The organism is Streptomyces sp. NEAU-sy36 (genome assembly GCF_013423905.1).
Classification (GTDB): domain Bacteria; phylum Actinomycetota; class Actinomycetes; order Streptomycetales; family Streptomycetaceae; genus Streptomyces; species Streptomyces misionensis.
In genome coordinates, this window is the sequence record NZ_CP058977.1 from 3,720,923 (window position 1) to 3,734,922 (window position 14,000).

Consider the following 14,000-nt stretch of genomic DNA (forward strand, 5'->3'; position numbering starts at 1 on the left):
TCACCGGACCGGGACGGCGCGCGCAGTGGCCGCGCGCAGTTCCGCCAGATCGATGAACTCGGTGTGGGTGCCCACGCTGCCGCACACGAACGCACCGGCCACCGAGCCGGCCAGCACGCACTCCTCCAGCTCCCGGCCCTCGAACAGGGAGTGCAGGAACGCGGTGACGAACGCGTCACCGGCGCCGTTGGTGTCCACGACCGGCCGCTCGGGGCGTACGGCGGGGAAGTGGCGGATCCGGTCGTCGCCGCGTTCCAGCAGGTGGCAGCCGTCGGCCCCGTCGGTGGCGACCACGAACCGGGCCCGGCCCTCCTCGACGACCGCACGCATGACGGCGGGCAGCCGGTCGTGGACCGCCGCCGCGCTGAGGAAGACGTAGTCGGAGTTCAGCGCGTAGTGCCGGTGGTACGGGTTGCGCCCGTCCCAGTCGTGCAGATCGGTGGAGCTGGTCACGCCGAGACGGTGGATGTCCTCGTACATGTCCTGGTTGTGGCCGGTGATCGACAGGTGGACGTGGCCGGACCGCTCCAGGTGGGGCAGGTAGAAGTCGCGGGGCAGCCGGAGATCGGCCGGGTGCCGGCCGTCGTAGAAGGAGAAGCGGCGGCCCCGCGGGTCCACCAGGTTCGCCGAGCGCGGCGTGCCGTGCGGCGAGACCAGATGGCTGAAGTCGAGGCCGACGCGGGCGTAGTGCTCCAGCACCATGCGGCCCTGCGGGTCGTCGCCGAGGAAGTCGATGAACTTCGTCCGCAGGCCCAGCGCGTGCCAGCCGAGGGCCACGCCGTTGCCGGTGTGGCCGACGTAGTCCCGCAGGGGCTCCACGAAGACGGAGTCGCCCGGTGGTACGCGCAGTTCGTCCACGCGGACGATGGTGTCCACGCCGACCCCGCCGACCACGAGGACGTCGTGGTCGACGGGACGCCCCCCGGTCGCGGGGCGGTGGTGTTCCGTCAGGGTCATGCGCGCACTCCTTCGGCAACCTGCTGGATGTGTCCGTCCTCCAGGACGACCGCCCCGTCGATGTCGGCGCCGGGCGGGATCACCGCACCGGGCAGCACCACGCTGCGCCGGACCCGCGCCCCCGCGCCGACCCGCACACCGGGGAAGAGCACGCTGTCCGCCACCAGCCCGGCGTTGACGAGGTCCGACGGGACCACCGACGCGTGCACCCCGGGAGCGTCACCGACCCAGCGCCGCCCGACCGCGGGCCGCACCGTCCGGGGCATCAGCGCCACGGGCAGCGGCGGCCGCGGGCCCGAGGCGAGGGCCAGGTGCGCCCGGTGGTAGCGCTCGACGGTGCCGATGTCCTCCCAGTGGCCGTGCACCTCGTGGCCGCGGATGTGCTCCCCGGCCGCGAGCATCGCCGGGATCACGTCACGGCTGATGTCGTGCTGCCAGTCGGTGCCGTCCAGTTCGGTCAGACAGCGGCGCAGCACGGCGGCGTCGAAGACGCAGAAGGCGGCGAACACCAGGTCCGAGGTGGGGTTCTCGGGCTTCTCCGTGAACTCGGTGAGCCGGCCGCCGTCGTCGAAGCGGACCATGCCGAACAGGTGCACCCAGCGCGGGTCGATGCGCTGGTAGGCGATCGTCAGGGCCGCGCCCGAGGCCCGGTGCTCCGCGACCAGCGGCCCGTAGTCGTACCGGTAGACGTGGTCGGCGTGCAGGACGAGGACCTGCTCGGTGTCCTCGGTGAAGACGTACTCGGCCTTGCGGATCAGGGCGTCGGCGGTGCCGCGCTCCAGCGGCCAGGTGCGCCGCGGCAGGCTTTCGGGCAGCTCCCGGCCACGGTAGGCGGCGTCGTACGGCCCGAAGTGCACCCGGAAGCCCGGCCCGGTGTTCCACACCCGGTGCAGGTCGTCCATCAGCAGCCGCTCCTCGTACTGGGACAGGAGCAGCACCTCCGGCAGGCCCGACGCGCGGGCGTTGGCCAGGCTGAAGTCGATCAGCCGGCAGGTGCCGCCGTAGGGGACCAGGGGTTTGAGCCGGCCCGTGCCGAGCGGACCCATGCGGCGTCCCTCGCCGCCCGCGAGCAGCACCGCGCGCACGGTACGCAGGTCAGTCATGACGCACCTCGTCCCAGGTCACCCGGCCGGAGGACAGGGTGAGCAGCAGCCGGCCGTCGGCGCTCGGAGCCGCACCCGCGAAGACGCCGGGCCCGGTGCGTTCCAGGGCGCGCACCTCGGGCACGTCCCTGCCCGAGGCGCGCCGTGCCTCGACGACCTCCACCCGTTCGGCGTGCGGCAGCCGGTACTCCAGGCGTCCGTCGGGCAGGAGGCGGGAGCGCTCGCGCAGCCGGGTGCTCTCCTGCTCGGGCACCGCCCCGGGGAGGCGTGCGAGGACCCGCTCGCAGGTGTCGAAGTCTGCTCGCCGCCACGCGGCGCGGAACATCCGCACGGCCGCGTCGGCGTCGAAGGGGGCGCGGCGCTCGAAGGCGGCGATGTCCCCGTGCTCGACCGCGGCGGCGGGCGTGACGCGGTCGTCGTCGAGCAGGTCGAACCAGCCCTGGCGCAGCGCCAGTTCGGTGGACAGGGGCGCGGGGCGGCCCTCCCACAGGCGGGCGAAGGCCGCCAGGTGCAGGTCGGCGCAGTGTTCCCAGGTGAAGGCGCGGGCGACCGCAGCGGCGCGCTCGGACAGTTCGCGGTAGCGGCCGGGATCGTCCGACCACAGGGCCGCCGCCTGCCGGACGCGGTCGGCGAGGGCGGCGGTGAGCAGTTCGTCGTCCTCCGCGAAGGACCGGTTCACCGCGAAACCGGTGGTGGTGCCGGGGCCGTCGGCGTGCCGGAAGTGCTCCATGCCGCGCTGGTCCGTGGCGATCGGCACCGCCCCGACGGCCATGGCCTCGCCCTGGGCGATCAGGAAGGTGTCCATCTCGAACTTGGAGGGGAACAGCGCGAAGTCCGAGGCGGCGGCCAGCGAGAAGACACGCGCCTCCGGCACGCGCTCCCACTCGAAGTGCAGCCGGCCCGGGTGGCGGGCGGCGACCTCGTGGAACCAGGGGTCGTCGATGCCGTTGCCGGAGATGCAGCGGATGACGAAGTTGGCCGCCAGGCCCTCGCTCAGCACCCGGTCCACGGCCCGCATCAGCTCGATCTGGCCCTTGTGGTGCACGGCGTAACGGGCGTTGTGGAAGAACGTCGGCAGCGTCGGGTCGAGTCCGAGGCCGCCGAGCACCTCCGCCCGGTCCACCGCGGCGGGGTCCCAGGCCAGCCACTGGTCCGAGATGGCGCAGCCGCCGACGAACATCTTGTGGGCGTTGCGGCGCACCACGTCGGCGATCGGCAGCCGCCTGAAGAGCGCCTCGAAGGGCGTGTCGCGAAAGCCCGCGTAGAAGTCCAGCTGACCGGGGGAGAGGAAGTCGATCAGGTCGGAGTGGTCGGCGGTCAGCTCGTAGATCGCCACATGGTCGGGCGGATAGGTGTAGTGCAGGTGCGTGCGCTGCTGGTACTGCACGACCGCCGCGGGAACGTCGGGTTCGGGGTCCGGGCCGGGCAGCTCGACGTCCGCGCCGAGCAGCCGGAGCAGCCCCTCGACCTCGGGCGCGTACACCTTCTTGGCGATGGGCATGTTGCTCTGCACGTTGCTGACGACGAGCTTCGTCGGGTCCGCGCGCAGCGCGGCCGGCAGCAGGTAGTGGTAGTACGGCTCGTGCGCGTGGACGACGGCCTTCTCGTCGCCGAACCAGGCGCGCAGGAAGCGCACGCTGTCCGCCTGGAAGACCAGCGGCTTGAAGAAGACCAGGTCCCGGCCCTTGGCGGAGTACGGCGGGTAGAAGGTGTCCGGCAGCCGGTTCAGGTAGTCGTTGGCGAGGAAGTACAGGTCCACGCCCTCCAGGCGGATGCGGTGCGCGGTGGTGCGCAGCGCCAGGTCCACCTGCTCCGGGAAGCCCTGCCAGACGCGGGGGTCGAGGGCCACCGGGAGCGTGTGGACGTCCTCGTAGGGCAGGTCCTCCACCTCGTAGCGCCGGCGCAGGTCGTCGAGCCTGCCGTGCGCGGGGGTGACGATGGAGACGGTGTGGCCGCGGGCGGCGAACGTCCTGGACAGGTTCCACAGGTACACGGACGTGCCACCCTGCAGGAAGGTGTGGTCGAATCCGCAGCATTCGAAGTAGGTCTCGATGATGTGCATGCGGGGCGCGTTCACGACGGTCATGTCCTCGCGGGGGTCGTCGGGGCGGGGGAGGCCAGCGCGAGCGCGTGGCGCAGATCGATCGCGGCGTGGTAGGTGCGGGCGTGGTCGTGGTTGTAGGCCAGCTCGTGCAGGAGGCGGCGCAGGTACAGCAGCCGGCGCAGCGGGCTGTCCGGGGCGGGCCCGAGCAGCAGGCGCAGGACGTGTTCGCGCCAGGCGTCGGCGGTGCCGAAGACCCGTTCCAGCACGGCCCGTCCCGAGGGCGGCAGGCCGGACGCGCCGTCCAGGGAGCCGTTCATGGTCTCGGCCGAGTCGATGCCGAGCCGGCGGGCGCTCTCGAAGGCGGCTTCGTCGGCCGCGAAGTACTCCAGTGCGCGCTGCACGGCGACGAGGTCCTGCAGCGGTGACTGCGCGGCGTAGCCGGGGCCGTCCGCGGGCAGGGCGGGCGTGGACAGGTCGATCACGCTCATCCGCCAGGCGCCGTCGCCCTCTTCGGCGCACAGCAGATGGGACAGGTGCAGGTCACCGTGGCAGGGACCGGCCCCCGCAGCCGTCGGCAGGCCGGCGAACCGGGTCCGCAGATGCAGCAGTTCGCGCTCCAGGGCGTCGAAGGCGGCGCGCCGGGGGGCGTGCGGGCCGGGCGCGTCGGCGCCGGCCAGCGTGTGCAGCCGGGCCGCCGCCGCGGCCAGGGCGTCGGCCACCGGGTAGCCGGCGGCCGGGCCGCCCAGCCGCGCCGCCAGGTCCTGGTGGAAGGCGCGCAGGAAGGCCCCCGCGGCGCTCAGCGCGTCCTCCAGCGGACGCAGGTGCCCGCGTACCAGCCGGTCCGGCACGGTGGCGTCGGTGAGCCTCGGCCACAGCGAGCGCAGGTTCTCCCGCAGCGGCGCGTCGATGCCGTGCCCGGCCGCGTGCCGGTACAGCACGCCCACCGGGTGCCGGGTGCCGTGCACGGGGTCGGTGTACGTCCAGTCGCCCGCCCATTCGGGGGTGCGCCCGGTGCCGGTCATCAGCCGCAGTACCTCGGGCTCGTGGATCGCCTCGTCCAGCCGCCGGTAGGTCTTGTGGACGTACGGCGCGCCGCCGATGCCGACCAGCGACAGCGCGTTGGAGGACCAGCCCTGGTCGAAGGGCAGCCACCGTACTTCTCCGGCCGGTGCGGAGGGCGCCCGCCGGAAGTCGAGGCGGCCGCCGCGCGTGGTGCGCAGCCGGGCACCGGCGAGCACACGGCGTACGGCCGCGAGCCCGAAGGTGCCGTCGCCGCGGGCCTCGGCGAGCGCGCCCGACGGCTCCCGGTGCACGGGGACGAAGATCCGCTCGCCGGCGGCCGGGCCATCGACGGCGGCCACGATCAGCAGCAGTTCGTGCGGGCCCAGTTCGGCGTGGTCGACCGCTTCGTAGCGCCGGGCGGCGCGCAGGTCGCGCGGCAGCCACGACGCGCTGCGCAGCAGGGATTCGAGATGGTCGTCGCGGATCACTGGTGAGATCAACTCCCGGTCATTTCGTAGGCGTTGACGCCGCGCCGCCACACGGTCAGGGCGAGGGCGAGGGCCCCGGCCGTCACCAGCGGCAGCCACACCACCAGCCCCGTGGCACCGGTCAGCAGGTAGACGCAGGGCACGTAGGAGGTGAAGGCGAAGGGCAGCACCCAGGTCAGCAGGGCGCGCAGCGAGGGGTGGTAGATGTCCAGCGGATAGGCGGCGAACTCGGACACCTGGTTCGCCGCGTACATCGACGGCAGACTGGTCACGGTCCAGAACGACAGCGAGGCGAACAGCAGCTTCACCGAGGTGTGGATCAGCGCGCCGCACAGCACCAGCAAGGGGGCGACGGCCCACTGCAACATGGTGGGACGCAGGTGGAGTTCGCTGCCGGACCAGCCCACCAGCACCGCGCCCACGGCCAGTTCGCCGAGTCCGTCGGGGTGGAAGAAGCGCTCGGACAGCAGCGAGAACAGCGGGTTCACGGGCCGGATCAGATAGCGGTAGAACTCGCCGCGCTGGACCAGCTTGCGGCCCAGCTCCCACAACTGGTCGGTGAACAGGTGGTCCAGGCCGCGCGGGAGCAGGGAGAACCCCAGCAGGAACAGCACCTCGTGGTAGCTCCAGCCGCCCACCGAGGGGACCTGCCGGAACACCAGCCCCACCACCGCCGTCTGCAGGCCGACGCGGACCAGGAAGGCCCCCGCGCCGAGCGCGAAGTCCATGCGGTACGCGCTCAGCCGGTGCAGCCCGACCCCGCCGAGGAAGAAGGCCAGCCGCACATGGCGCCACACCGTGCCGGTCATCCGCCGAGCACCTCCAGACGGCTCAGCGAGGCTCGCCACAGCAGGGCGCTCAGCACCGTGAGCCCGGCCACCCAGCCGATCTGCCGGCCGAGCACGTCGGCCGCGCCGGCGAACCCGTCGTAGCGGCCGAGCAGCAGGGTGAGCGGTCCGTCGACCATGCCGCGGAAGGGCAGCGCGGCGGCCAGGGCCGCGAGCGGGCCCGGCATCAGCGCGAGGGGCACCAGCTGCCCCGCGAAGAACGCGACCACGCTCTGCTTCACCATCCGTACCCCCCAGGTGTTCGTGGTGACGAACCCCGTCATCCCGGTCAGCAGGTTCACCAGGAAGGCGAGCAGCACGGAGAGCACGGTGGACACGAGGAACAGCAGGACGTCCACGGGCCGGGGCACGGTGAGCGGCACCACCAGCGCGAACAGGGCCAGTACGGGGACGCCGACCAGGACCGCGTTGGCCGCCACGACCGGCAGGCAGGCGAAGAACCGCACCACCGGGTAGCTGACCGGCCGCACCAGCATGACCGCGACGTCGCCGCGGTAGACCTCGGCCGCGACCTCGTCGTCCACCCGGTTGGCGTGCAGGATCTGCAGCACCTGCGCCATCAGCAGATAGGTGGTGACGCTCTCGGCGGTGAAGCCCCCCGGTCCGCCGCCGGGCGGCGAGCCCGCGTACACGGCCCGCCACAGGAAGACGGTGACCGCGGCACCGGCCGCGGCGGTGATCCCGGTGGTCACGAACGTCGAGCGGTACTGGAGCAGGGACTGCAGGCCGCCGGTGGCGAAGGGCAGGTAGTGCCGGGCGCGCGCGGTCGGCGGCACGCCCCGAAGCCCCCGCGGCGCGGGTCGCCCGCTCATGCCGCGCCCTCCTCGGCCGCGCCGGGGACCCCGGCCGGGGCCGGCTCGCTGCGCCCGACGCCGTAGATCCGGCGCAGGACGTCCTCCAGATCCGGTTCGGGCGCGTAGCAGTCCGCCAGGTCGAAGTGTTCGAGCAGGAAGGCGAGCACCTGCCGCGAGGTGAACCGGTCGACGGGGTACTCGACCCTGATGCGGCCGTCCTCCGCCGCGAAGGCGCCGACGCCGGGCAGCCCCTGCTCGATCCGGGCACAGGCGAGCGCGGGCCCCGCACCGCCCCGGTGGTCGAATACGACGCAGCGCCGCTCGGCGGTGCGCAGCAGGTCGCGGATGCTGCCCTGGTGCACCACCCGTCCCCGGTCCACCACCAGGGCGCTGTCGCAGATCGCGGCGATGTCCGTGATGTCGTGGCTGGTGAGGACGACGGTCGTGCCCAGTTCCCGGTGGACGTGGTTGACCAGGTGCCGTACCGCGTCCTTGAGCACCATGTCCAGGCCGATGGTCGGCTCGTCCCAGAACACGACCGCCGGGTCGTGCAGCAGGCTCGCCGCGATCTCGGCCCGCATCCGCTGTCCCAGGCTCAGCTGGCGCACGGGTGTGGTGCCGAGGGCGTCGATGTCCAGCAGGTCCCGGTACAGGGCGAGGTTGCGCCGGTACACCGCGTCGGGGACGTCGTAGATCCGCCGCAGGATGCGGAAGGAGTCCGGCACCGACAGGTCCCACCACAGCTGGCTGCGCTGGCCGAACACGACGCCGATGCCGCGGGCGTTGGCCTGCCGGTGCCGGTAGGGCTCGATGCCGCGGACGAGACAGCGCCCGCGGGTGGGCGTCATGATGCCGGTGAGCATCTTGATGGTGGTGGACTTGCCCGCCCCGTTGGCGCCGATGTACGCCGTCTTCGAGCCCGCCGGGATCGTGAAGGAGACGTCGTCGACCGCACGGACGATCCGGTGCCGCCGGGTGAACAGGGTGGACAGACTGCCGGCCAGGCCCGGCTTGCGCTCGGTCAGCCGGAACTCCTTGACGAGGTTCTCCGCGACGATCACGCCAGCACCCGCTCCATCGCGCGCTCCAGGAGGCCCACGCCCTCGTCGAGCAGCGGCTCGTCGACGGTGAACGGAGGCGCGAGGCGCAGGATGTGACCGCCGAGGGCCACCCTGAGCCCCATGTCGAGGGCGGTGGCGTACACGGCGCGGGCGAGGTGCGGCGCCGGGGTGCGGCTTCGCCGGTCCGTGACGAACTCCAGCCCGTACAGCAGCCCCAGGCCACGCACGTCACCGAGGTTCTCGAAGCGGGCCGCGAGGGCGGACAGCCGGTCGTGGAGCAGTTCGCCGAGCACGCGGACGCGTTCGACGAGACGGTCGCGTTCGACGACCTCCAGGGTGGCCCGCGCGGCCGCGATGCCGAGCGGATTGCCCGCGTACGTCGACGCGTAGGCCCCGGCCCCCGAGGCCGCCGGATGGTGCAGCAGGTCCGCCCGCCCGGCCAGCACCGCGAAGGGGAACCCGCTGGCCAGTCCCTTCGACAGGGTGACCAGATCGGGCTCGATGCCGAACTGCTCGCTCGCCAGGAACGTTCCCGTCCGGCCGCCGCCGGTGAGCACCTCGTCGGCGACGAGCAGCACCCCGTTGGCGCGGCAGGCGTCGGCTATCTGCTCCCAGTAGCCGGGCGGCGGCACGACGACGCCGGCGGCGCCGAGCACGGGCTCGAAGACCAGGGCGGAGATGTTCGGCTTGTCGGCGATGTGTCTGCGCACCAGCGACGCGCAGCGCAGTCCGCACGAGGGATGGGTGAGCTCCAGCGGACAGCGGTAGCAGTACGCCGAGTACCCGAGGACCGAGTTGCCGGCGAAGGCCTGGTGACCGACGTCCCAGTGCACGAGCATCCGGGCGCCCGTGGTCTTGCCGTGGAAGCCGCCGCGCAGGGCGCCGATCCGGTTGCGGCCCGGCTCGGCGGTCGCCTGCACCACGCGCAGCGCGGCCTCGACGACCTCCGCTCCGGTGGAGAACAGGGCGTAGGTGTCGAGCCGTTCGGGCAGCAGCCGGGCCAGCAGTTCCAGCAGCGCGGCCCGGTCGGGCGTGGCCGAGTCGTGCACGTTCCACAGCCGCCGGGCCTGCGCGGTCAGTGCTTCCACGACCTCGGGGTGCCCGTGGCCCAGGGACTGGGTCAGGGTGCCCGCCGCGAAGTCCAGGTACTGGTTCCCGTCGAGATCGGTGAGGACCGGGCCGCGCCCCGAGGCGAAGACCCGGCGTCCCACGGCCGCTTCCTCCGAGGCGCCCGGCGCCAGATGCCCGGCCTCACGCTCCAGCCGTTCCAGCTGGTGCCGACCTGTCACTGCTGCTCCCCATGCTCGGTGCCGGGCTGCGCCCCCTGCGGGAGAACTCCGGCCAGGACGGCTCCGACCGGGGAACCGCCCGCACTGTGAACTGCCGTGCTGAACGCCGTCGTTGAGCGGCGCCGGAAGCGAGTCAAACATCAACCCGACGGAGTCTGCAAGGAATTGCTGAAACTTTCAGAGTGGTCTTGCGGTTCGGGTGCAGCCTCTGCTTGAGTCGAGATCAGCTCACCCGGTGACACCGCGACTTCCGTTCGAGGAGAGATCCGTGAGACCTCAGCCCCCAACCCCTCCGCGACGCCGGTGGCCGGCGTGAAAGCCCTCGTTCTGGCGGGCGGCACCGGCAGCAGACTGCGGCCGTTCACCCACACCCGCGCCAAACAGCTCCTGCCCCTCGCCAACAGGCCGGTGGTGCACTACGCCCTCCAGGCGATAGCCGACGCCGGCATCGAGGAGGTGGGCGTGGTGGTCGGCTCGCGCGCCGAAGACCTCCGCCAGGCGGTGGGGGACGGGTCCGCCTTCGGGCTGCGCGTCACCTACCTGCACCAGGCGCGGCCCCTGGGCCTCGCGCACGCGGTACTGATCGCCCGCGACTTCCTGGCCGACGACGACTTCCTGCTGTACCTCGGGGACAACTACCTGGAGGACGGCGTGGCCGATTTCGTCCGGCGCGCGCGGGCGGGCCGGGACGCCGCGCGGTTGCTGGTCACCCCGGTGCCCGACCCCACCGCCTTCGGTGTCGCGCAGGTCGACGCCGAAGGCCTGGTGCGCGGCCTGGAGGAGAAACCGGACCGGCCCCGCAGCGACCTCGCCCTGATCGGGGTCTACGCCTTCACCTCCGCGGTGCACGAGGCGGTGCGCGCCATCCGCCCCTCCGCGCGGGGCGAGCTGGAGATCACCCACGCGGTGCAGTGGATGGTCGACCAGGGCCTCGCCGTCCGCGCGCAGACCACCACCCGGCCGTGGCGCGACACCGGCAGCGTGGACGACCTGCTGGAGGCCAACCGGCACGTCCTGGACCGGATGGAGGGGCGCGTCGAGGGCAAGGTCGATCCGCACAGCGTCCTGGTCGGCCGGGTCCAGGTGGCCGAGGGCGCCGTGGTCAGGGGGTCGCGGATCGTCGGCCCCGTCGTCGTCGGAGCGGGTGCCGTCATCAGCAACTCCAGCATCGGCCCGTACACCGCGGTCGCCGAGGACTGCCGGATCGAGGACAGCGCGATCGAGTTCTCGGTGCTTCTGCGGGGCGCGTCCGTGGAGGGCGCCTGCCGCATCGAGGGGTCGCTGATCGGCCGCGAAGCGGTCGTCGCCCCGGCGCCCCGCCTTCCCCACGCCCACCGTCTCGTCATCGGAGACCACAGCAAGGTGCATCTCATCTCATGACGTCCCGCATCCTCGTCACCGGCGGAGCCGGCTTCATCGGCTCCGCCTACGTCCGCGCGCTCCTCGGCCGGTCGGGGCCCCCGGGCGCCACGGTCACCGTCCTGGACAAGCTCACCTACGCGGGCAGCCTCGCCCGCCTGGACCCCGTCCGCGGCCATCCGCGGCTGTCCTTCGTACGCGGCGACGTGTGCGACGCCGCGACGGTGGGACGGCTGGTGGCCGGGCACGACGAGATCGTCCACTTCGCGGCGGAGTCGCACGTGGACCGCTCCATCGAGGACGGCTCGGCGTTCACCCGCACCAATGTGCTGGGCACCCAGACCCTGCTGGACGCGGCCCTGCGGTACGGGGTGCGCACGTTCGTCCAGGTCTCCACCGACGAGGTCTACGGCTCGGTGCCCGAGGGCGCCGCGCGGGAGGAGGACCGGCTCCGGCCCAGCTCGCCGTACGCCGCCTCGAAGGCCGCGGCCGACCTCCTCGCGCTCGCCCAGCACCGCACCCACGGCCTGGACGTGCGGGTGACCCGGTGTTCCAACAACTTCGGTCCCTTCCAGCATCCGGAGAAGGTCGTCCCGCGCTTCGTGGTCACCCTGCTGACCGGCGGTGACCTGCCGGTGTACGGCGACGGGCGGCAGGTGCGCGACTGGTTGCACGTGGACGACCACGTCCGGGCGCTGGAGCTGGTGCGGACGGCGGGACGGCCGGGGGAGACGTACAACATCGGCGGCGGCACCTCGCTGACCAACCTCGACCTCGCGCACCGCCTGCTCGGTCTGTGCGGCGCCGGCCCCGAACGCGTCAGGCACGTCACGGACCGCAAGGGCCACGACCGCCGTTACGCGGTGGACCACGGCAAGATCAGCGCCGAACTCGGGTACCGGCCCGCTGTCGCCTTCGAGGAGGCGCTGGCGGGCACGGTGGACTGGTATCGGCGTCACCGCTCGTGGTGGGAGCCGCTGCTCGTGGCGGCGTGAGCGGTGGCGGGACGCGAAGAGGGGTGGCCCCAACGTCCCGCGGCCGGTCGTGCGGCACTCCGGCCCGTACGGCCGGGCGCGTCGGGATGCGCCCGGCGCATCCCGCGGCCGCGGGCCGGAGTTCGTTGAAGGTAACACCGCTGAAATGCTTGCGAAAGAGCTTTCACACGTTCTTCCCCACCTCTCGCTGGGACAACTCCTGTTCCGACGAGAGGGGTTGACCGAAGGTAAGGGGAGCCGTACGGTCTCGACCGAAAATTCTTGCAGCAAGAATCAGCGAACGGCTGTCTCTGGCACGGCGCGTTGTCAATGAGGCTGTTCTCCGGATCACCCCACTTCCGAACTGGAGACACCAATGGCCAGAAAGACCGTGGCCGCTGCACTCGCCCTCTTGGCGGGAGCCGCTGCGGCCGTCACGGCACCGACGCCGGCGCAGGCGAGCGCGCCCGGCGGCAAGGACGTCACCGCGGTGATGTTCGAGTGGAACTTCGCCTCCGTCGCGAAGGCGTGCACCGACGAACTGGGCCCCGACGGTTACGGGTACGTCCAGGTCTCCCCACCCAACGAGCACATACAGGGCACCTCCTGGTGGACCGCCTACCAGCCCGTCAGCTACAAGATCGGCACCAAGCTGGGCGACCGCTCGGCCTTCAAGAGCATGGTGGACACCTGTCACGCGGCGGGCGTGAAGGTGGTCGCCGACACCGTGATCAACCACATGGCCAACGCCTCCGGCACGGGCACCGCCGGCTCGTCGTTCAGCAAGTACGACTATCCCGGCACGTACTCCGCCGCCGACATGGACGACTGCACGACGACCATCACCGACTACACGAACCGCTGGCAGGTCCAGCACTGTGAGATGGGCGGCCTGCCCGACCTCGACACGGGGGAGGAGTACGTCCGCAAGACCATCGCGGGCTACCTGAACGACCTGCTCTCCCTCGGCGTCGACGGCTTCCGCATCGACGCGGCCAAGCACATCGCCGAGGACGACCTCGCCAACATCAAGTCCCGGCTCACCAACCCGAACGTCTACTGGAAGCAGGAGACCATCGGGGCCGCCGGCGAGGCGGTGCAGCCGCCGGAGTACTACAACACCGGCGACGTCCAGGAGTTCCACTACGCCTACGACCTCAAGCGGGTCTTCACCAGCGAGAAGCTCGCGGAGCTGAGCAACTTCGGCGAGGCGTGGGGCTATGTCTCCAGCGACAAGGCGTCCGTCTTCGTCACCAACCACGACACCGAGCGCAGCGGAGGCACCCTCACCTACAAGGACGGCGCCGCCTACACCCTGGCGCACGTCTTCATGCTGGCCTGGCCCTACGGCTCGCCGGACGTGCACTCCGGCTACGAGTTCACCGACAACAACGCCGGCGGCCCGAACAATGGGCAGGTGAACGCCTGTTACACCGACGGCTGGAAGTGCCAGCACGCCTGGCGCGAGATCGCGAGCATGGTCAAGTTCCGCAACACGGCCGCCGGTACCGCGGTGACCAACTGGTGGGACGACGGCGACAACGCGATCGCCTTCGGCCGCGGCGACAAGGCGTACGTCGTCATCAACCACGAGGGCTCCGCGCTCAGCCACACCTTCCAGACCTCCCTGCCCGCCGGCGGCTACTGCGACGTGCAGAGCGGCAAGAGCGTCACGGTCGACTCCAACGGGCGGTTCACCGCGACGCTGGGCGCCAACTCGGCCCTCGCCCTGTACGTGGGGGCGAAGAGCTGCGACACCACCACACCCCCCGCCAGCCCGGCCCCGGCCACCGGGGCCTCGTTCAACGTCAACGCCACCACACAGTGGGGCCAGAACATCTACGTCGTCGGCGACATCCCCGCCCTCGGCGCCTGGAACACCGCCAACGCCCTGAAGCTGGACCCGGCTTCCTACCCCACCTGGAAGCTCGACGTACCGCTGCCCGCGGGCACGTCGTTCGCGTACAAGTACATCCGCAAGGACGCCTCCGGCAACGTCACCTGGGAGAGCGGGGCCAACCGCACGGCCACCGTTCCCTCCAGCGGCGAGGTCGCGCTGAACGACACCTGGCGCAGCTGAC

11 protein-coding genes are annotated in these 14,000 nt (G+C 72.0%); 3 read left to right on the plus strand and 8 right to left on the minus strand.

The window, feature by feature from the left end; translation table 11 throughout:
* The 8 genes from HZZ00_RS17195 to HZZ00_RS17230 are packed head-to-tail and all read right to left on the minus strand — an operon-like array spanning position 1 to position 9,586.
* Complete coding sequence (locus HZZ00_RS17195) at positions 1-957, minus strand: carbohydrate kinase family protein (RefSeq protein ID WP_180333011.1); 957 nt, start codon at positions 955-957, stop codon at positions 1-3.
* Complete coding sequence (locus tag HZZ00_RS17200) at positions 954-2,060, minus strand: sugar phosphate nucleotidyltransferase (protein ID WP_257585849.1); 1,107 nt, start codon at positions 2,058-2,060, stop codon at positions 954-956. Before HZZ00_RS17200 ends, HZZ00_RS17195 begins: the two co-directional genes overlap by 4 nt.
* Positions 2,053-4,146: a glycosyltransferase gene (locus HZZ00_RS17205; protein WP_257585850.1), complete on the minus strand. Its 2,094-nt coding sequence runs from the start codon at positions 4,144-4,146 to the stop codon at positions 2,053-2,055. Before HZZ00_RS17205 ends, HZZ00_RS17200 begins: the two co-directional genes overlap by 8 nt.
* Positions 4,143-5,606, minus strand: coding sequence for a hypothetical protein (locus HZZ00_RS17210; protein WP_180333012.1), 1,464 nt, complete (start codon positions 5,604-5,606; stop codon positions 4,143-4,145). Before HZZ00_RS17210 ends, HZZ00_RS17205 begins: the two co-directional genes overlap by 4 nt.
* Positions 5,603-6,403, minus strand: a complete 801-nt coding sequence (locus HZZ00_RS17215; RefSeq protein ID WP_180333013.1) for an ABC transporter permease — start codon at positions 6,401-6,403, stop codon at positions 5,603-5,605. The genes HZZ00_RS17210 and HZZ00_RS17215 overlap by 4 nt, the downstream gene beginning before the upstream one ends.
* Positions 6,400-7,254 carry an ABC-2 family transporter protein gene (locus tag HZZ00_RS17220; protein ID WP_180333014.1) on the minus strand — a complete coding sequence of 285 codons (855 nt, stop codon included), beginning with the start codon at positions 7,252-7,254 and terminating at the stop codon, positions 6,400-6,402. Before HZZ00_RS17220 ends, HZZ00_RS17215 begins: the two co-directional genes overlap by 4 nt.
* Entirely contained in the window at positions 7,251-8,297 is a 1,047-nt protein-coding gene (locus HZZ00_RS17225) for an ATP-binding cassette domain-containing protein (RefSeq protein ID WP_180333015.1), read from the minus strand. Before HZZ00_RS17225 ends, HZZ00_RS17220 begins: the two co-directional genes overlap by 4 nt.
* A complete protein-coding gene (locus HZZ00_RS17230; RefSeq protein WP_257585851.1) occupies positions 8,294-9,586 on the minus strand; it encodes an aspartate aminotransferase family protein in 1,293 nt (430 codons plus the stop codon). The genes HZZ00_RS17225 and HZZ00_RS17230 overlap by 4 nt, the downstream gene beginning before the upstream one ends.
* A 312-nt stretch (positions 9,587-9,898) precedes the next feature.
* On the opposite strand from HZZ00_RS17230, the gene HZZ00_RS17235 reads away from it, so the two are divergent.
* The 3 genes from HZZ00_RS17235 (at position 9,899) to HZZ00_RS17245 (ending at position 13,999) form a co-directional block, all read left to right on the plus strand.
* On the plus strand, positions 9,899-10,966 hold the full coding sequence (locus HZZ00_RS17235) for a glucose-1-phosphate thymidylyltransferase (RefSeq protein ID WP_180333017.1): 1,068 nt from the start codon (positions 9,899-9,901) through the stop codon (positions 10,964-10,966).
* Positions 10,963-11,940, plus strand: a complete 978-nt coding sequence (gene rfbB, locus HZZ00_RS17240) for a dTDP-glucose 4,6-dehydratase (protein WP_180333018.1) — start codon at positions 10,963-10,965, stop codon at positions 11,938-11,940. The genes HZZ00_RS17235 and rfbB overlap by 4 nt, the downstream gene beginning before the upstream one ends.
* Positions 11,941-12,295: 355 nt before the next feature.
* The gene (locus HZZ00_RS17245) at positions 12,296-13,999 is read left to right on the plus strand and encodes a carbohydrate-binding module family 20 domain-containing protein (protein WP_180333019.1); all 1,704 of its coding nucleotides are present in this window, start codon (positions 12,296-12,298) and stop codon (positions 13,997-13,999) included.
* The last annotated feature ends 1 nt before the right edge of the window (position 14,000 follow it).